Raw genomic sequence first — 18,346 nt, forward strand, 5'->3', positions numbered from 1 at the left:
CGACGCCTCAGCACACCTCGAGTTTCGCCACCGACAGCAGCAGCCACTTCATACCCGCAGTGCCGAAATTGACTTGCACGCGAGCGTCCGAGCCAGAGCCCTCGGTCGCCACGATGACACCTTGCCCGAACTTTGCATGCTCGACCACCTGCCCCACCCGCAGACCGCCTTCATCACTGCGACGCGGCGGCACAGGCGCCCGCACAGGTGTGGACGACGGGCGGAAGTAGGCGTTCCCGGGCATCTGCGGAATCCGCTTGGGCGTGAGCCATTTCACCAGCGTCTCGGGGATTTCCTCGAGGAAGCGCGACTTCAGGTTGTAACGCGACTGCCCGTGCAACATGCGGCTCTGCGCAAACGACAGGTACAGGCGCTGCCGCGCCCGCGTGACGGCCACATACATCAGGCGCCGCTCTTCTTCGAGCCCGTCGGCTTCGAGAATGCTGTTCTCGTGCGGAAACAGCCCTTCCTCCAGCCCGGTCACAAAAACCACGTCGAACTCCAGCCCCTTGGCCGAATGCACGGTCATCAGCTGGATCGCGTCGGCGCCGGCCTCGGCCTGATGGTCGCCCGCTTCGAGCGAGGCATGGGATAGGAAGTCTGCCAGCAGCGCATGATCAGTCGGCTCTTCAGGCGCGCCGAACTCGGCCAGGAAATTGGTGGCGGCGCTGACCAGTTCGTCGAGGTTCTCGAGCCGGTCCTGCCCTTCCTTCTCGTTGCGGTAATGGTTGCGCAGCCCCGAGGTGTCGAGCACGTGATCCACCAGCTCGGGCAGGCTCAACTTGACCGTGTCGCGGCGCATGTCCTCGATCATGCGCACGAAGCCGGCCAGCACCGTGCCGGGCTTGCCGGACAGATGCGGCACGGTGGCGTAGAGGCTGCCGTTGTAGGTGCGCGCCGCATCGGTCAGCCCCTCCAGCGAACGCGCGCCGATGCCGCGCGTCGGGAAGTTCACCACGCGCGAGAACGAGGTGTCGTCGTCCGGGTTGGCGATCAGGCGCAGGTAGGCCAGCGCGTGCTTGATCTCCTGGCGCTCGAAAAAGCGCAGGCCGCCATACACGCGGTAGGCGATGCCGCTGGAAAACAGCTGGTGTTCGAGCACACGCGACTGCGCATTCGAGCGGTACAGCAGCGCGATGTCGGAGCGGCTCATGCCCTCGCGCACCAGTTGCTGGATCTCTTCGACCAGCCAGCGCGCCTCGTCCAGATCGGCAAAACCTTCGTACACGCGAATCGGCTCGCCCTCGCCCTGCTCGGTCCACAGGTTCTTGCCCAGCCGGTTGGCGTTGTTGCGGATGATGGCGTTGGCGGCATCCAGGATGTTGCCGTGCGAGCGGTAGTTCTGCTCCAGCCGGATCACGTTGGCGACGCGGAACTCGCGCTCGAAATCACGCATGTTGCCGACGTCCGCACCGCGAAAGCGGTAGATCGACTGGTCGTCGTCTCCCACACAGAACATCGCCCCACCACCTTCACGCCCCTCGTCCGCAAACTGCTTGAGCCAGCGGTACTGCAGGCTATTGGTGTCCTGGAACTCGTCCACCAGGATGTGACGGAAACGCCGCTGATAGTGCTTGCGCAGCGGCTCGTTGCGCTCCAGCAGCTCATAGCTGCGCAGCAGCAGTTCAGCGAAATCCACCACGCCCTCGCGCTGGCACTGCGCCTCGTACTCCTGATACAGCGCCACGCGCCGACGCGTGTAGTCATCCCACGCCTCGACCGCCTGCGGACGCAGACCGGCTTCCTTCTGGCCATTGATGAAGTGCTGCAGCTCGCGCGGCGGAAACTTCTCGTCGTCGACGTTGAGCACTTTCAACATGCGCTTGATCGCCGCCAGCTGATCCGCCGAATCGAGAATCTGGAACAGCTGCGGCAGGTTGGCATCCCGCCAGTGCGCGCGTAGCAGCCGGTTGGCCAGCCCGTGAAAGGTGCCGATCCACATGCCGCGCGTATTGATCGGCAGCATCCCGCCCAGCCGCGCCAGCATCTCGCGCGCCGCCTTGTTGGTAAAGGTCACTGCCAGCACGCCCTGCTGTTCGAGCTGCCCGGTCTGCAGCAGCCACGCAATGCGCGTGGTCAGCACGCGTGTCTTGCCCGAGCCGGCGCCGGCGAGGATCAACGCGTGTTGCGGCGGCAACGTAACTGCCTGGAGTTGTTCGTTATTGAGATTGGCGAGGAGGTCGGACATGCAGGGCACCTATGGTTGGGTGCATTGTACCTGCGCAGCGCCGCCCCTCCGGCGCCTGGAGCGCCCGTCCTGCACCGCGCCGGGGTGCGCGCCAAAACGCCTGTTATTGCGAGCGCTGCAAAGCAATCTCTGGCTTGCTGCACGCCCGACCGCTTGCGGCTGTATTGGCCTCGACCGGCCGGGATTTCGCCCCGGCGGGCGACCTACTTTCTTGTCCCGCGACAAGAAAGTAGGCAAAGAAACGCGCCCCGCCGTCTCGGCCCTTCGGGCTTCCCTCGCTCCGGGCGGTTTCACCGGCCGGTCCTGAACTCGCTTCGCTCAGACAGCAGGACCGGACTTCCCCGGCGAAACCACCCTGCACTCGGCGAGCCAGAGGGGGACTTGGGTGGCTACGGTTGGCACTGTGACATACACTTTGGGCCGTCATTCGGCGCAATTCGCTTCACTTATTGCGCCCTACGCGAACTATTGACGCGAAGTCTTGCGCAACCCCCTGCCGGGGAACGGAATGATTGATCGCCTTCTGCACTTGCTGTTTGCGCGCAGAGCCCCCTCGGCCGATTCGACCGAGGCTGTACTCCTCAACTACGCCCTGAACCTATCTCAGGAGTGGGGTCCGAATTGGGTGAAGTCCACACACGAAAGACTGAAGTGGGCGTATCCGCACATGTCAGACGTCGAGGCAGATCGTCTGGACTCAGTCGCGAGGAACGCCATGAATGCCGGTCACGACCTCGTCTATTCAATGGCCGACAAAAAGGGGCGGAAGAGCGTGGATCAACGGCAATGGAGGAAGGAATACACGGCAAGATTCCCGTGGGTGGATGAAAGGAACCTCAAACGCCTTTTTTCGACGGGCATGTATTACGCAATGAAAGACTTGGGGTAGCCGATTCTCGTCAGCCGATCAGCAACCGTAGGGCGAAATAACAGAATGGCACCCGCCTTATGTACCAAACATTCGACGGATTGCGCTGCGCCACTCCGCCCTACGATTTGACCCTTGTGCCTGCCAGCACCGCACAGGCTCCGATTTGGCCTCCCCTCTGGCTCGCCGAGCGGAGGGTGGTTTCGCCGGGGTAGTCCGGTCCTGCTGTCCGAGCGAAGCGAGTTCAGGACCGGCCGGTGAAACCACCCGGAGCGAGGGAAGCCCGAAGGGCCGAGACGGCGGGGCGCGTTTCTTTGCTTCCTTTCTTGCCGCGCAGCAAGAAAGGAAGTCGCCCGCCGGGGCGAACTCCCGGCCGGTCGAGGCCAACACAACGCCAAGCGGTGGAAGAACCGCCAAGAGGCGCCCGGCTGACGCCGGAAGCCCCCTCCTTCACGCTATAATCCGCCGCTTGATTCAGCCCATCAGGCCACGCATTCCATGCAGGAAAAATACACGCCCGCCGAGATCGAAACCGCCGCCCAGACCGATTGGGAGGCCAGCGATGCGTTCCGCGTCGTCGAAGACGCGAACAAGCCCAAGTACTACTGCCTGAGCATGTTCCCGTACCCGTCGGGAAAGCTGCACATGGGCCATGTGCGCAACTACACCATCGGCGACGTGCTGGCGCGGCAACACCGCATGAAGGGCTTCAACGTGCTGCAGCCGATGGGCTGGGACGCCTTCGGCATGCCGGCCGAGAACGCGGCCATCCAGAACAACGTGCCGCCGGCCAAGTGGACCTACGCCAACATCGAGTACATGAAGGCGCAGCTCAAGCGCCTGGGCTTTGCCATCGACTGGTCGCGCGAGATCGCCACCTGCACGCCCGAGTACTACCGCTGGGAGCAATGGCTGTTCAAGCGCCTGTACGACAAGGGCCTGATCTACAAGCGCCTCGGCACCGTGAACTGGGACCCCGTGGACGACACCGTGCTGGCCAACGAGCAGGTCATCGACGGGCGCGGCTGGCGCTCGGGTGCGCTGGTGGAAAAGCGCGAGATCCCGATGTACTACATGAAGATCACGGCCTACGCCGATGAACTGCTGGACGGGCTCGACGACCTGACGGAATGGCCCGAGCAGGTGCGCACGATGCAGAAGAACTGGATCGGCCGCTCCGAGGGCGTGGAGATTTCCTTCCCGTACGACGAAGCCAGCATCGGCAAGGCCGGCGCGCTCAAGGTCTTCACCACCCGCGCCGACACGCTGATGGGTGCGACCTACGTGGCCGTGGCCGCCGAGCACCCGCTGGCCGAACAGGCTGCCGCGAATGATCCGGCGCTGGCCGCCTTCATCGAGGAATGCAAGAAGGGCGGTGTCTCCGAGGCCGACATGGCCACGATGGAGAAGAAGGGCATGGCCACAACGCTGCGTGTGCGCCATCCGCTGACCAGCAAATTGCTGCCGGTGTGGGTCGCCAACTACGTGCTGATGGGCTACGGCGAAGGCGCCGTGATGGCCGTACCGGCGCACGACGAGCGCGACTTTGCCTTCGCCCACAAGTACGACCTGCCGGTGAAGATGGTGGTCGGCTCGGACAAGTACGCGGACGTTGCCGCACCGTGGCAGGACGCCTACGCCGCACACGGCACGCTCGTTAATTCCGGCAAGTACGACGGCCTGGATTTCCAGGGCGCGGTAGATGCCATCGCCGCCGACCTCGCAGCCAAGAACCTCGGCAACAAACGCGTGCAGTACCGCCTCCGCGACTGGGGCATTTCGCGCCAGCGCTACTGGGGTTGCCCGATTCCGATGATCCGCTGCGAATCCTGCGGCGATGTACCGGTGCCGGACGAAGACCTGCCGGTGGTGCTGCCGGAGAACGTCGAGATCACCGGCCGCGGCTCGCCGCTGGCCAAGATGCCCGAGTTCTACGACTGCACCTGCCCGTCCTGCGGCAAGCCCGCGCGGCGCGAGACGGACACGATGGACACCTTCGTCGAGTCGTCCTGGTACTTCCTGCGCTACGCCTGCCCGGACGCCAACGCCATGGTGGACGAGCGCGCCAACTACTGGGCGCCGGTCGACCAGTACATCGGCGGCATCGAGCACGCCATCCTGCACCTGCTGTATTCGCGCTTCTTCACGCGTGCGATGCGCGACTGCGGGCTGGTGAATGTGTCCGAGCCCTTCACCCGCCTGCTCACGCAGGGCATGGTGGTGGCCGACACCTATTACCGCGAGGACGCGGCCGGCCGCAAGCAGTGGTTCAACCCGGCCGATGTCGCGGTGGAACGTGACGACAAGGGCCGCGTAACGGCCGCCCGCGCGCCGGATGGCGCAGCGGTGGTGGTCGGCGGCACCGAGAAGATGTCGAAGTCCAAGAACAACGGCGTCGACCCGCAGGCGCTGATCGACCGCTATGGCGCCGACACGGCGCGCTTCTTCATCATCTTTGCCGCCCCACCCGACCAGCAGCTGGAATGGTCGGATTCGGGCGTTGAAGGCGCCTTCCGCTTCCTGCGCCGGGTGTGGAATTTCGGTCATGCCTACGCCACGCAATACCGTGCACAGCGTCCGGGCAAGGCGGTCGAGGCCTCCGGCGCACTGGCCGAGACGCGTCGCGAGATCCACCTGAACCTCAAGCAGGCCAACTTCGACTTCGGCAAGCATCAGTTCAACACCGTGGCTTCGGCCACGATGAAGATGCTCAACGCACTGGAGAAGGCGCCGCAAGACGATGCTGCCGCGCACGCGGCCATCGCGGCCGAAGGCTTCTCCATCCTGCTGCGCGTGCTGGCGCCGATCACGCCGCACCTGGCGCACGCGTTGTGGACGGAATGCGGCTTCGAGGGCAAGCTGCAGGATGCCGCGTGGCCGGAAACGGACGAAAATGCGCTGCGTCAGGACGAAATCGAGCTGATGGTGCAGGTCAATGGCAAACTGCGTGGCAGCATCAAGGTTGCCGCAGAAACCGATCAGGCCAGCATCGAGCAGATGGCGCTGGCTTCGGAGGCCGCGCAGAAATTCATGGATGGCAAACCGCCGCGCAAGGTCGTGGTGGTCAAAGGCCGTCTGGTCAATATCGTCGTGTGAGGACAGAGTCGATGCCCGCAACGAACACCCGTCGCAGTCTGATCCTGGCCGGCCTGTCGGCGCTCACGCTGTCGGCCTGCGGCTTCAAGTTGCGCGGCCCGCAGCCGCTGCCGTTCAAGACCATCCATGTCGGCGAGCTTTACAACGTGCTGGGGGGTGAATTGCGCCGCCAGATCGAGTTCAGCGGTACGACCACGGTGGTGCAGAACCCGGCTGAAGCCGAGGTTCGACTCGACATCCTGCGCAACGATCGTAACCGTGAAATTCTCTCGCTGAGAGCCGACGGCGCCGTGCGCGAATACGAGATCGAACGCTCACTGATCTTCCGCGTGCTCGACAAGGCCGGCAACGAACGGCTGCCGGCCAGCATCATCCGCGCCCGCCGCGAATACAGCTTTGACGACTCCCTCATTCTTTCGGCCAACCGGGAAGAGGCGCTGCTGTTCGAAGACATGGAACGCGACATCATCAACCAGCTCGTGCGTCGACTCGCCGTCGTCCGTCCGTGATCCTGCGTCCGGACCAGCTTCACGCTCACCTCGAACGCCCGCTCGCCCCGCTCTACATCCTGCACGGCGACGAGCCGCTGCTGGTGCTCGAAGCCGCCGATGCAATCCGCGCCGCGGCCCGCTCACAGGGTTTCGACGAGCGCGAGACCCTGGTCGTCGGCCACGGCTTCAAATGGGACCAGCTCACACTGGCGGCCGGCAACCTGTCGCTGTTCGGCGGCCGCAAGCTGATTGATCTGCGCATTCCCACCGGCAAGCCCGGCCGCGACGGGGGCGACGCGCTGCAACGCTACGTAGCCGGACTCGACGGCGGCACAGTGACGCTGATCACGCTGCCCGAACTCGACTGGGCCACCCGCAAGACGGCCTGGTTCAAGGCCCTGGAGGCCTCGGGCGTGGCGCTTGAACTCAACGCCCCGGAACGCGAACGCCTGCCAGCCTGGATCGCGGCGCGGCTCGACCGTCAGCAGCAGAGGGGCAGCCGCGACGCGCTCGACTTCATTGCCGAGCACGTCGAAGGCAATCTGCTGGCCGCTCACCAGGAAATCCTCAAGCTCGGCCTGCTGCATCCACCGGGCGAATTGACGCTGGAAGACGTGCGTGCCGCCGTGCTGTCGGTCGCCCGCTACGACCTCGACGCCCTGCGCGAGGCCATGCTCGACGGCGACCCCACGCGTTGCGTGCGCCTGATCGAAGGCCTGCGTGCTGAAGGCGCCGCGCCGCCACTGGTGCTGTGGGCCATCACCACCGAAATCCGCACTCTGGCCGCGCTGCGCGCTGCGCAGGACGCCGGGCAACCGCTGAACGCGGCGATGAAGGCTGAACGCGTTTTCGACGACCGTCGACGCGGCTCCCTGCAGCGCGCCCTGCCCAGACTGCGGCTGGCCACCCTGCGCACCGCGCTGCTGGCTGCAGCGCGTATCGACCGCATGATCAAAGGCATTGCCGACGGCGAGGTGTGGGACGAGTTCCAGCAACTGGTGCTGCGACTTGCGCGTCGTTGATGCAGTGCGTCAACAACCTGCCGATCTGCTAATGTCTTCGAATTGAACACCCGAACAGAATCATGAACACCGCCCAATACATGCAAGACCTCGGCCGCCAGGCCCGCGCCGCCTCACGCATCGTCGCGGCCGCCTCGACCGGCACCAAGAACGCCGCGCTGTCCGCCATGGCCGAGGCCATCCGTACCCAACGCGACACCCTGCTGGCCGCCAATGCGCGCGACCTCGAAGCGGCGCGCGCTGCGGGGCTCGAAGACGCCATGGTTGACCGTCTGACGCTGACAGCCAAGGGCGTGGAGGCCATGGCTGCCGGCATCGAACAGGTCGCCGCGCTGCCCGATCCGGTCGGCGAGATCACCGACGTACGCCGCCGCCCGAGCGGCATCGAGGTCGGCAAGATGCGTGTGCCGCTGGGCGTGGTCGGCATCATTTATGAGGCGCGCCCCAACGTCACGGCCGACGCGGCCGCGCTGTGCCTGAAATCCGGCAACGCCGCCATCCTGCGCGGCGGCAAGGAAGCCCTGCACTGCAACCAGGCGATTGCCGCCTGCGTGCGGACGGGACTCGCGGCCGCCGGCTTGCCGGAAACGGCCGTGCAGGTGGTCGAAACCACCGACCGCGAAGCGGTGGGCCAACTCATCACCATGCCCGAGTTCGTCGACGTCATCGTGCCGCGCGGCGGCAAGGGGCTGATCGAGCGCATCTCGAAGGACGCGCGCGTACCGGTCATCAAGCATCTGGACGGCAATTGCCACGTGTATGTGGACGACGCGGCGGATCCGGCCAAGGCCGTGCCCATCGTCGAAAACGCCAAGACCCAGCGTTACGGCACCTGCAACACCGCCGAATCGCTGCTCGTCGCACGCGATGTGGCCGAGCGTTTTCTGCCCGACATCGGACGGATGCTGGCGACGCACCGCGTCGAGATGCGTTGCTGCGCCGAATCGCTGACCATCCTGACGCAGGCCGGTATCGACGTCACTCTGCTGAAAGCGGCGCAGGAGTCCGACTGGAGCGAGGAATACCTCGCGCCGATCATCGCCGTGAAGGTCGTGAGTGGCCTCGATGAAGCCATCGCCCACATCAACAGCTACAGCTCCGGCCACACCGAAGCCATCGTCAGCGAGCACTACACCCGCGCGATGCGTTTCCTGCGCGAGGTCGATTCGGCCTCTGTGATGATCAACGCCTCGACACGCTTTGCCGACGGCTTCGAGTACGGTCTGGGCGCGGAAATCGGCATCTCGACCGACAAGATCCACGCCCGCGGCCCGGTCGGCCTCGAAGGCCTCACCAGCCAGAAGTGGATCGTCTTCGGCAATGGCGAAATCCGCCGCTGACCCACCCCTGCATGCCGGAGGGCTGCATGGTCACCCCCAGCCTTGATCAGTACAGTGCCATCACCCATCTGCCCTTCGGGCCGATGGGTGTGCTGTGCGATGCACACACCATCAAGGAACTGGTCTTCCTGCCGCCCGCAGCTCGCGAAACCCCTGCGGCCAACGCCCTTGCCGCTCAAGCCGTGGCTGCGCTGCACGCGTGGATCATGGCGCCCGACCAGCCGCCCGGCCTGCCCCTACTGACGCAAGGCACCCCGTTCCAGCGCCGCGTATGGGCTGCCATCGCAGCCATTCCCCTCGGGCAAACACGCCGCTACGGCGAGCTTGCGCGTGAGCTCGACAGCGCGGCACGCGCAGTCGGCGGTGCTTGCGGCGCCAATCCCTATCCGCTGATCGTGCCCTGCCATCGCGTTGTCAGCAGCCAGGGCCTGGGCGGCTTTGCCGGCAACACCGATGGCCACCTTATTCGCGTCAAGCAATGGCTGCTCGCCCACGAAGCCCGACTGACGACGTGAGCGACGCGCTGCCGCTGTCCGTGCAGACCATCGCCACGCTCGACGCATTCGGCGACTTCCTGTGGCTGGAGCATGGCCTCGCGCGCAATACGATCTCGGGCTATCGCAGCGATCTCGAGCACTTCGCGCGCTGGCTGGCACAACGTGAACGCAGCCCGCTTGAGGCCACGGACGCGGATCTCGCCGCCTACCTCGCCGAGTTCAGCCAACGCGCCCGCCCCGCCAGCCAACGCCGGCTGCTGTCGACCTGGCGGCGCTTCTATCGGCATCTGGTCGAATGCGGGCAGATCAAACGCGACCCGAGCGCACTGATCGACCCGCCAATGCCGTCGACCCGCTTCCCGAAATCACTCACGGAAGCCGAGGTCGAACGTCTGCTCAACGCCCCCGACCTCGATACACCGCAAGGCCTGCGGGACCGCTGCATGCTTGAAGTGCTGTACGCCACCGGCTTGCGGGTCTCCGAACTGGTCGAGCTCAAACCTTTTTCCGTGGCATTGCGCGAGGGGTTGGTGAAAGTCATCGGCAAAGGCGACAAGGAGCGCCTCGTGCCGCTCGGCGAGACCGCCCTGGATTGGCTGGAACGGTACACGCGGGAAGCACGCCCTGCCATTCTCAAGGGACGCCACAGCGACCATGTATTCGTCACTCGACTCGGCGCAGGAATGACACGCCAGATGTTCTGGCGCATCATCAAACAGCACGCACAAACTGCAGGCATTCCGGCACAAAGGCTTTCACCTCACACCTTGCGTCACGCCTTCGCCACCCACCTGATCAACCACGGCGCAGATTTGCGGGTCGTGCAGATGCTGCTCGGTCATGCTGACATTTCGACCACCCAGATCTACACGCACGTTGCACGCGAACGCCTCAAATCACTACACGCCATGCACCATCCGCGTGCCTGATGCCGCTCCGCAATTACATTCCTCATGAGCAAAAACGACCGAAACGCCCCCGAAACGCCGGCAACCAGATACTTGCGCCAACATCGCATCGCCCATTCCACTCATTTGTATGAATATGAGGAACACGGCGGCACAGCAGTATCGGCACGCGCACTGAATGTGGCCGAGCATGCTGTAGTGAAGACCCTGATCATGCAGGATGAAAACGCCCATCCACTGATTGTCCTGATGCATGGCGACATGCAGGTATCCACCAAGGAGCTGGCGCGCCAGAGTGGCCGAAAACGCATCGAAATCTGCCAGCCAGCCGTTGCTAACCGTCACTCCGGCTACCTGGTGGGCGGCACCTCACCGTTTGCGACAAAGCGCTCCATGCCGGTCTTCATGGAGAGAAGCATTCTTGATCTGCCGCTCATCTATATCAATGGCGGCCGACGCGGATTCCTCGTTGGCATTCACCCGCACGATGTGCTGAATGCATTGAGTCCACAACTTGTCGAAGCGGGACATAAAAATGAATAAGCTTTGAATTTCAATTGACTGGTGGCAGAATCGCAGTGCAGCAATCCGCAATGGCGGGTTTCCATGTTTTTTGCATTCACCTAAAAGGATGAACCATGAATCTGTCGTCGATGACCCTTCCGGAATTGAACAAACTCCAGACTCAGGTTGCAAAGGAAATCGCCAAGCGCAACGACTCTGCCAAACGTGAGCTGCTCAAAGAGATCAAGAAGCTTGCCGACCAGAAAGGCGTATCGCTGGACGACATCATGAAGGAAGCCGGCATGGCGCCGACGCGCACGCGCGGCCCTGCCAAGAAGAAAACCGCTGGCGCCAAGAAAACGGGTGGCAAGCTGCCGGTCAAGTACCGCAACCCGGCCAATACGGCCCAGGGCTGGAGCGGCCACGGTCGTCGCCCGCAGTGGGTGCTGGACTGGCTGGCTGCCGGCAAGCCGCTCGACGCACTGGCAAAAGGCTGAGCCCGGTCCTTGAGTGCAAAGAGGCCATTTCCGCATCTGCGAAAATGGCCTCTTGTCCATCTGACACACGCTTATTCCGGCAGTGAATTTCCGCTGCGGCCGCGCTGGATGAAAACACCGACACGGCGCACATCCTTCATCACGCCGATTTTGGCAATGCGCAGCTTGACCCAAGGCGCACCGAATTCGTCGAACAGCAACTTCACGACAAATTCGCCAAGCGTCTCGATCAGATTGAAATGACGCTGCTGCAACTCGCTGCGGATGCGTGCAACCACTTCGGCGTAGTCAATGGTGTCGCTGATGTCGTCATGCTCGGCCGCCGCATCGGGCACACCAAAGGTCAGATTGAGTTCGAGCATCTGCGGCGCAGCCTTTTCGCGCGGGTAGATACCCACCCACGCCTGCACCCGTAACTCCTCAATGAATATGAAGTCCATGCTTTTTTCCGATTAGAATCGCGCCGATTCTAGCCCGGAATGCGACGCCACACCGCCCGCTCAAACCAAGCCACTCATGAACCTGCTCATTCTTGTCATCTCAGCCTACCTGATCGGATCAATCCCGTTCGCTGTTGTTTCGTCACGCCTGTTCGGCCTGGCCGACCCGCGCAGCTACGGCTCCGGCAACCCGGGGGCGACCAACGTACTGCGCAGTGGCAACAAAGCCGCGGCGGCGGTCACGCTGCTGGGCGATTGCCTCAAGGGCTGGGTAGTCGTCTGCGCCGCAACCGCACTCGGCTTCGAACCGGGCGCTGCGGCGCTGGCCGGACTGGCCGCGTTTTTTGGCCACGTATTCAGCGTATTCCTGCGCTTCAAGGGCGGCAAGGGCGTAGCCACTGCGCTGGGAGTGCTCGCAGGCATCAGCCTGCCGATAGCCGGCGTGGCACTGCTGGTCTGGGTCGCCGTCGCGGGCGGCACCCGCTATTCATCAGCTGCGGCACTGGCGGCCGCGGCTTCGGCACCATTCACGGGCTTTCTGCTAATGGATGATGCCTTGGTGATTGGCGTGCTGATGGCGATGACGGCAACGCTGGTATGGCGTCACGCCGAGAACATCCGACGCCTGAAGAACGGCACCGAATCAAGGATCGGATCGAAGAAGTAAATCAAGCCGCCGGCCGGGTCAGTTCCCACAATGGCCAGCGTGGACGCACCCCTACAGCCACACCGGACGCCGGACGCTGCCCGCCCGACAGCCTGAGGGCTCCGGCAAAAGCAATCATCGCGCCGTTGTCGGTGCACAAGGCCGGCTCCGGGTAGTACACCTTCCAGCCGCGCCTTGCTGCAGTCTCCGAAAGTACCGCTCGCAGCTTGTGATTCGCACCCACTCCGCCGGCAACCACCAGACGCCCGACCCCGGTCTGCTTGAGCGCCTTGAGTGCCTTTGCGCATAACACGTCAACGACCGCATCCTGAAAATCAGCAGCCAGATCTGCTGCGTCGTCAGAATTCCAGCCCGCAGCACCCACTACGTGCAGCACCGCCGTTTTCAGCCCGGAGAAGCTGAAATCGAGATCAGCCGAGCGCAGCATCGGGCGCGGCAGAGCAAAGCGTCCGGGCACACCCTGGCCGGCCAACGCAGCAAGCTGCGGTCCGCCCGGATACCCCAGCCCCATGAGTTTGGCGGTCTTGTCGAAAGCCTCGCCTGCCGCATCGTCCAGCGTCTCACCGAGCAAGGTGTATTCACCGACTCCGGCCACATGCATCAGCTGGGTATGACCGCCCGACACCAGCAGCGCAATGAACGGAAACTCCGGCGGATCAGCTGACAGCAACGGTGAGAGCAAATGACCCTCAAGGTGGTGGATGGGCAAGGCCGGAATGCCCAGCGTCATTGCATATGACTGAGCAAAGCTTGCACCGACCAACAACGCGCCGGCCAGCCCTGGACCCGCCGTGTAGGCCACGGCATCCAGGTCGCCCGTCGCGCATCCGGCCGCATCGAGGGCCTGCCGCACCAGCACCGGCAGCAAACGGATATGGTCACGCGAGGCCAGCTCAGGCACGACGCCGCCGTAGGCCGCATGCAGGTCAACCTGACTGTGCACGAGATGCGAACGCAGGCCGGCAGCGGTGTCGTATACGGCTACGCCGGTTTCGTCGCAGGAGCTTTCGATGCCGAGAACGTTCATGAATCAAGCCGTTGGCGAAAAGGTGCGCAGTCTAGCGCGGATGACACGCGCACTCCACACGACAGACGTCGACACCCTTGCGCTCCGACCTTTTGCCCCGTTATAATTCGCGCCTTTCTGCACCAGACACACAAGGACGTCCGTTCATGCCGGGTATTCGCGTCAAGGAAAACGAGCCGTTTGAAGTTGCGATTCGCCGCTTCAAGCGCACCATCGAAAAGACCGGTTTGCTGACCGAGCTGCGTTCGCGCGAGTTCTACGAGAAGCCGACTGCCGAGCGCAAGCGCAAGCTTGCCGCCGCGGTGAAGCGCAATCACAAGCGCCTGCGCAGCCAGATGCTGCCGCCGAAACTGTACTGATCGAAGCTTCCTCTCGAACAGACACCCACGCCGGGGCGGCCCTCAGGTCGCGCCGGCGTGGTTTTTTCGTTCAGGCCAACGGAGTTTCAGGCATGTCGCTCAAGACACAAGTCCAGGATGACATGAAAGCCGCCATGCGTGCCCGCGATACGGCGCGCCTGTCGGCTGTTCGTTTGCTGCTCGCCGCAATCAAGCAGCGCGAAGTGGACGAGCGCATCGAGCTGGACGACGCCGGCGTAATGACGGTCGTCGAAAAGCTGGTCAAGCAGCGCCGCGACGCAGCTGAGCAGTATGACAAGGCCGATCGCGCCGAACTCGCTGCCGCCGAGCGCTTCGAGATCGAAGTGCTGTCAGCCTATCTTCCCGCCGCTCTCGATGAGAGCGAGCTCAGCGCCGCAATCCAGACCGCCATCGCCGAGACCGGCGCGAGCGGTGCAGCCGACATGGGCAAGGTCATGGGCCTGCTGAAAACGCAGCTGGCCGGCCGCGCCGACATGTCCGAAGTCTCGCGCCGCGTGCGCGCCCAACTGGCCGGCTGACGCCGGCCGGCGCCGGCGCGCAACATGATTCCGCGCTCCTTCATCCAGGACCTGCTCGCCAGGGTCGACATCGTCGACGTCATCGAGCGCTATCTCCCGCTCAAGAAGGGCGGGATCAACTACTTCGCCTGCTGCCCCTTTCACGGGGAGAAAACGCCCTCGTTCTCGATCAGCCCCAGCAAGCAGTTCTATCACTGCTTCGGCTGCGGCGTGCACGGCAACGCGATTGGATTCCTGATGGAGTACAACGGTCTGTCCTTCGTTGAGGCCGTACGCGACCTCGCGCAACAGGTCGGCATGGAGGTACCGCAGGAACAGGCCGACCCGTCGCAAGCACAGCGCGCGGGTGAACACGAAGCCCTCCTCACCGCGATGGACAAGGCCACCCAGTTCTACCGGGACCAGCTCAAGGCCAGCCCGCAGGCGATCGAGTATCTCAAGCGGCGCGGACTGACCGGCGAAGTCGCCGCCCGCTTCGGCATCGGCTTCGCACCAACCGGCTGGCAGGGACTCGAAGCCGTGTTCCCGAACTACCAGGACAAGATCCTGCTCGACGCTGGCCTGGTCATCGTCAATGAACAGGGGCGGCGCTACGACCGTTTTCGGGAGCGCATCATGTTCCCGATCCAGGATCGACGCGGACGCGTAATCGCGTTTGGCGGACGCGTGCTGGATTCGGGCGAACCCAAGTACCTGAATTCGCCCGAGACCCCCCTGTTCGAGAAGGGCCGCGAACTCTACGGTATCCGTCAGGCCATGCAGGCAATCCGCGACGATCGCTTCGCGCTGGTCGTCGAGGGCTACATGGATGTTGTCGCCCTGGCGCAGTTCGGCATCTGCAATGCCGTCGCTACGCTCGGCACGGCCACCACACCGCATCACATTCAGTCCTTGCTGCGCTACGCAGACCGCATCGTGTTCTGCTTCGATGGCGACAAGGCTGGCCGCAAAGCCGCACGCCGCGCGCTCGAGAACTCGCTCGAAGCCTTGCGTGACGATGCGACCCTGGCCTTTCTCTTCCTGCCAGAAGAGCACGATCCGGACTCCTTCGTGCGCGCTCAAGGCCCTGATGCGCTGCGTACCGCCGCCCGCAACGCGATGCCGCTGGCGACCTTCCTGATGAACGAGATGACGGCAGACTGCGACCTCGAAACCGCCGAGGGCCGGGCGCGCCTGGTGCACGAGGCCGGCCCGCTGGTGAATCGCATCGCCGCGCCACTCCTCAAGTTGCAACTGATCAAGGCCGTAGCAGAGGCTGGCGGCTTGAACCAGAACGAGGTCGAACAAGCCTGGGGCATACCCGCCGCACGCGGCACCTCGGGACGAAACAGCCCGGACCGGCGCCCGTCACGCAACGCCCGACCGTCACGCGGGACTCGCCGCCCTCCCACCACCCCGGCGGCGACCCTGCTGCGGCTGGTACTGCAGCATCCGGCCTGGATTGCGCGCATTCCGGTGGACCTGGTCCCGCACGACGAACCGCAAGGACTCGCACTGACGGCCCTGTGCGACGCCGTCAGCATCGGCGAGCTCGAAACTGGCGGTGGACTGGCGCAAGTTGTCGAGCACTTTCGCGACATGCCGCATTACGAGGTGCTGGCCGCAACCGCCGCGGAGCTGGTTGGCGCGGACTACGATGAAGCGGTGATCGAGCGGATGTTCGACGACACGCTCGACAGCCTGGCGACACGCAACATCGAGCAGGAAATTCTGGCGCTGACCGCCCGGGAGCGCGAACAGGGACTCGACACAGGCGACAGAAGACGCCTGGCCGAGCTGATCGCCGAAAAACACCGAAGCCGCAGTCCGGGCAAATGACAACTTTTGTTCTATAATTAACGGTTTCCTTCAAACCATCCAACCGCGATTCAAGGAGTGCCATGGCCCGCGAAAATTCCAAGGGTTCTCCCAAGGGACGCACCCCCCGAGCCAGGAAGAAAGTCGAGGCTACGGTCGAAAGCAACGCTGCCGCCGTGGCCGCGCTCGACCCGGAAGTTCGCCGCACCCAGCTCAAGGCGCTGATTGCCCTGGGCAAGGAGCGCGGCTATCTGACCTACGCGGAGATCAGCGACCATCTGCCCGATGACGTCGCCGACGCAGAGCAGATCGAAGGCATCATCGGCACCTTCAACAACATGGGCATCCAGGTGTTCGACGAGGCTCCGGCCGCCGAAGATCTGCTGATGTCCGACAACGTTCCGACCTCGGTCGACGAAGACACGGCTGAAGAGGAAGCCGAGCAGGCGCTGTCCTCGGTGGACTCCGAATTCGGCCGCACGACCGACCCGGTCCGCATGTACATGCGTGAAATGGGCACGGTCGAGCTGCTGACGCGTGAAGGCGAAATCGAGATTGCCAAGCGCATCGAGGAAGGCCTCAAGCACATGGTGCTGGCGATCTCCGCCTGCCCCAGCACGATCGTCGAGATGCTGGACGCCGCCACGCGCATCGAGAAGGAAGAGATGCGCATCGACGAGCTCATCGACGGGCTGGTCGAACCTCACTCCGGCGAGGACGAGTCTGCCGCAGAGGAAGAAGACGACAGCGACGACTCCAACGACAGCGACGACTCGGACGACAATGATTCGGACGACAACGACTCGGACGATGGCGATTCCGACGACGAGGACGACGAGGAAACCGCCGCCGAGAAGGAAGCCAGCGCGAATGCCGCAAACCTGCTGAAGCTGAAGCTCGATTCACTGGAGCGCTTCGAGGCCATTCGCGAGATTCACGAGCGCCAGCAAAAGATTTTGGCCGCCGGCAAGGGCAAGACCAAGGAGTACGAAGCGCTGCAGCAGCAGATTTCGGACATCCTGCTGACCATCCGCTTCACTGCCAAGACCATCGAGCGCCTGTGCGATTCGGTACGCCGCATGGTGGATCAGGTGCGTACGCATGAACGTCAGATCCTGCGTCTGTGCGTCGACCGGGCCGGGATGTCGCGCCAGCACTTCATCAAGACTTTCCCTGGTCACGAAACCGATCTGGACTGGCTGAAAGGCGAAATTGGCGTTGCCAAGAGCCACGCCGAAGGGCTGATGCGCGTGCACCCCGCCGTGCTCGAAGAGCAACAAAAGCTCATCGACATGCAGGAGAGCACCGGGATTTCCCTGCGTGACATCAAGGACATCAACCGTCAGATGTCCACCGGCGAAGCCAAGATGCGCCGCGCCAAACGCGAAATGACCGAGGCCAACCTGCGTCTGGTGATCTCGATTGCCAAGAAGTACACCAACCGCGGTCTGCAGTTCCTCGACCTGATCCAGGAAGGCAACATCGGCCTGATGAAGGCGGTGGACAAGTTCGAATACCGTCGCGGCTACAAGTTCTCGACCTATGCCACGTGGTGGATCCGCCAGGCCATCACGCGCTCGATCGCCGACCAGGCGCGCACCATCCGTATCCCGGTGCACATGATCGAGACCATCAACAAGATGAATCGCATCTCGCGTCAGATCCTGCAGGAAACCGGCCTTGAGCCCGATCCGGCAACGCTGGCCGAGAAGATGGAGATGCCCGAGGAGAAGATCCGCAAGATCATGAAGATCTCCAAGGAGCCTATCTCGATGGAAACGCCGATCGGCGACGACGACGATTCTCATCTTGGCGACTTCATCGAGGACACCGCCACGCTGGCTCCGGCCGATGCGGCGATGGTTTCGAGCCTGCGCGAAGCAACCGCCGACATCCTGGATTCGCTCACCGTGCGCGAAGCCAAGGTACTGCGTATGCGCTTCGGCATCGAGATGAACACCGACCACACGCTGGAGGAGGTCGGCAAGCAGTTTGACGTCACGCGCGAGCGCATCCGTCAGATCGAAGCCAAGGCCCTGCGCAAGCTGCGTCACCCGAGCCGCTCGGAACGGCTGCGCAGCTTCCTCGACAGCGACAGCTGATCCA

At 63.6% G+C, this 18,346-nt stretch carries 16 protein-coding genes; 13 read left to right on the forward strand and 3 right to left on the reverse strand.

The genetic code is table 11. The features are described from left to right. Positions 1 to 7 precede the first annotated feature (7 nt). A complete protein-coding gene (locus AC6H0R_RS01865) occupies positions 8 to 2,188 on the reverse strand; it encodes a UvrD-helicase domain-containing protein (protein ID WP_497579635.1) in 2,181 nt (726 codons plus the stop codon). Between the two features lie 1,366 nt (positions 2,189 to 3,554). Here AC6H0R_RS01865 and leuS point away from each other — a divergent pair. The 8 genes from leuS (at position 3,555) to AC6H0R_RS01905 (ending at position 11,411) form a co-directional block, all read left to right on the forward strand. After that, on the forward strand, positions 3,555 to 6,152 hold the full coding sequence (gene leuS / locus AC6H0R_RS01870; RefSeq protein WP_497579636.1) for a leucine--tRNA ligase: 2,598 nt from the start codon (positions 3,555 to 3,557) through the stop codon (positions 6,150 to 6,152). A gap of 11 nt (positions 6,153 to 6,163) precedes the next feature. Continuing rightward, on the forward strand, positions 6,164 to 6,661 hold the full coding sequence (locus AC6H0R_RS01875; protein ID WP_497579637.1) for an LPS-assembly lipoprotein LptE: 498 nt from the start codon (positions 6,164 to 6,166) through the stop codon (positions 6,659 to 6,661). After that, positions 6,658 to 7,665 carry a DNA polymerase III subunit delta gene (holA, locus tag AC6H0R_RS01880; protein ID WP_497579638.1) on the forward strand — a complete coding sequence of 336 codons (1,008 nt, stop codon included), beginning with the start codon at positions 6,658 to 6,660 and terminating at the stop codon, positions 7,663 to 7,665. The genes AC6H0R_RS01875 and holA overlap by 4 nt, the downstream gene beginning before the upstream one ends. A 62-nt stretch (positions 7,666 to 7,727) precedes the next feature. Continuing rightward, positions 7,728 to 9,005 (forward strand): glutamate-5-semialdehyde dehydrogenase, encoded by a 1,278-nt coding sequence (locus tag AC6H0R_RS01885; RefSeq protein ID WP_497579639.1) that lies wholly within the window; start codon positions 7,728 to 7,730, stop codon positions 9,003 to 9,005. Between the two features lie 26 nt (positions 9,006 to 9,031). Further along, on the forward strand, positions 9,032 to 9,520 hold the full coding sequence (locus AC6H0R_RS01890) for a methylated-DNA--[protein]-cysteine S-methyltransferase (RefSeq protein ID WP_497579640.1): 489 nt from the start codon (positions 9,032 to 9,034) through the stop codon (positions 9,518 to 9,520). Then, entirely contained in the window at positions 9,517 to 10,431 is a 915-nt protein-coding gene (gene xerD / locus AC6H0R_RS01895) for a site-specific tyrosine recombinase XerD (protein WP_497579641.1), read from the forward strand. Before AC6H0R_RS01890 ends, xerD begins: the two co-directional genes overlap by 4 nt. Positions 10,432 to 10,455: 24 nt before the next feature. Beyond that, positions 10,456 to 10,953 (forward strand): Cys-tRNA(Pro) deacylase, encoded by a 498-nt coding sequence (gene ybaK, locus AC6H0R_RS01900; protein WP_497579642.1) that lies wholly within the window; start codon positions 10,456 to 10,458, stop codon positions 10,951 to 10,953. A gap of 95 nt (positions 10,954 to 11,048) precedes the next feature. Beyond that, positions 11,049 to 11,411: an H-NS histone family protein gene (locus AC6H0R_RS01905; protein WP_497579643.1), complete on the forward strand. Its 363-nt coding sequence runs from the start codon at positions 11,049 to 11,051 to the stop codon at positions 11,409 to 11,411. A gap of 71 nt (positions 11,412 to 11,482) precedes the next feature. On the opposite strand, the gene AC6H0R_RS01910 is transcribed toward AC6H0R_RS01905, so the two are convergent. Further along, positions 11,483 to 11,851, reverse strand: a complete 369-nt coding sequence (locus AC6H0R_RS01910; RefSeq protein ID WP_497579644.1) for a dihydroneopterin aldolase — start codon at positions 11,849 to 11,851, stop codon at positions 11,483 to 11,485. 76 nt (positions 11,852 to 11,927) lie between these two features. Here AC6H0R_RS01910 and plsY point away from each other — a divergent pair, with 76 nt between their 5' ends. Further along, positions 11,928 to 12,518, forward strand: coding sequence for a glycerol-3-phosphate 1-O-acyltransferase PlsY (gene plsY, locus AC6H0R_RS01915; RefSeq protein WP_497579645.1), 591 nt, complete (start codon positions 11,928 to 11,930; stop codon positions 12,516 to 12,518). A gap of 1 nt (position 12,519) precedes the next feature. On the opposite strand, the gene tsaD is transcribed toward plsY, so the two are convergent. Then, positions 12,520 to 13,545: a tRNA (adenosine(37)-N6)-threonylcarbamoyltransferase complex transferase subunit TsaD gene (tsaD, locus tag AC6H0R_RS01920; protein WP_497579646.1), complete on the reverse strand. Its 1,026-nt coding sequence runs from the start codon at positions 13,543 to 13,545 to the stop codon at positions 12,520 to 12,522. 146 nt (positions 13,546 to 13,691) lie between these two features. Between tsaD and rpsU the strand changes: the two genes are divergently transcribed. The 4 genes from rpsU to rpoD all read left to right on the forward strand — a co-directional run bounded on the left by rpsU (position 13,692) and on the right by rpoD (position 18,342). Continuing rightward, complete coding sequence (gene rpsU, locus AC6H0R_RS01925; RefSeq protein ID WP_473216645.1) at positions 13,692 to 13,904, forward strand: 30S ribosomal protein S21; 213 nt, start codon at positions 13,692 to 13,694, stop codon at positions 13,902 to 13,904. 92 nt (positions 13,905 to 13,996) lie between these two features. Then, entirely contained in the window at positions 13,997 to 14,443 is a 447-nt protein-coding gene (locus AC6H0R_RS01930) for a GatB/YqeY domain-containing protein (protein WP_497579647.1), read from the forward strand. Between the two features lie 24 nt (positions 14,444 to 14,467). Beyond that, the gene (gene dnaG / locus AC6H0R_RS01935) at positions 14,468 to 16,261 is read left to right on the forward strand and encodes a DNA primase (RefSeq protein ID WP_497579648.1); all 1,794 of its coding nucleotides are present in this window, start codon (positions 14,468 to 14,470) and stop codon (positions 16,259 to 16,261) included. 62 nt (positions 16,262 to 16,323) lie between these two features. Beyond that, positions 16,324 to 18,342, forward strand: a complete 2,019-nt coding sequence (gene rpoD / locus AC6H0R_RS01940) for an RNA polymerase sigma factor RpoD (RefSeq protein WP_497579649.1) — start codon at positions 16,324 to 16,326, stop codon at positions 18,340 to 18,342. The last annotated feature ends 4 nt before the right edge of the window (positions 18,343 to 18,346 follow it).

This window comes from Pseudazoarcus sp. NS36 (genome assembly GCF_059703705.1).

Coding starts and splice junctions, on each gene's coding strand:
- AC6H0R_RS01865 (WP_497579635.1), bottom strand. CDS start 2,188: ATGTCCGACCTCCTCGCCAATCTCAATAACGAACAACTCCAGGCAGTT.
- leuS (WP_497579636.1), top strand. CDS start 3,555: ATGCAGGAAAAATACACGCCCGCCGAGATCGAAACCGCCGCCCAGACC.
- AC6H0R_RS01875 (WP_497579637.1), top strand. CDS start 6,164: ATGCCCGCAACGAACACCCGTCGCAGTCTGATCCTGGCCGGCCTGTCG.
- AC6H0R_RS01885 (WP_497579639.1), top strand. CDS start 7,728: ATGAACACCGCCCAATACATGCAAGACCTCGGCCGCCAGGCCCGCGCC.
- AC6H0R_RS01890 (WP_497579640.1), top strand. CDS start 9,032: ATGGTCACCCCCAGCCTTGATCAGTACAGTGCCATCACCCATCTGCCC.
- ybaK (WP_497579642.1), top strand. CDS start 10,456: ATGAGCAAAAACGACCGAAACGCCCCCGAAACGCCGGCAACCAGATAC.
- AC6H0R_RS01905 (WP_497579643.1), top strand. CDS start 11,049: ATGAATCTGTCGTCGATGACCCTTCCGGAATTGAACAAACTCCAGACT.
- AC6H0R_RS01910 (WP_497579644.1), bottom strand. CDS start 11,851: ATGGACTTCATATTCATTGAGGAGTTACGGGTGCAGGCGTGGGTGGGT.
- plsY (WP_497579645.1), top strand. CDS start 11,928: ATGAACCTGCTCATTCTTGTCATCTCAGCCTACCTGATCGGATCAATC.
- tsaD (WP_497579646.1), bottom strand. CDS start 13,545: ATGAACGTTCTCGGCATCGAAAGCTCCTGCGACGAAACCGGCGTAGCC.
- rpsU (WP_473216645.1), top strand. CDS start 13,692: ATGCCGGGTATTCGCGTCAAGGAAAACGAGCCGTTTGAAGTTGCGATT.
- AC6H0R_RS01930 (WP_497579647.1), top strand. CDS start 13,997: ATGTCGCTCAAGACACAAGTCCAGGATGACATGAAAGCCGCCATGCGT.
- dnaG (WP_497579648.1), top strand. CDS start 14,468: ATGATTCCGCGCTCCTTCATCCAGGACCTGCTCGCCAGGGTCGACATC.
- rpoD (WP_497579649.1), top strand. CDS start 16,324: ATGGCCCGCGAAAATTCCAAGGGTTCTCCCAAGGGACGCACCCCCCGA.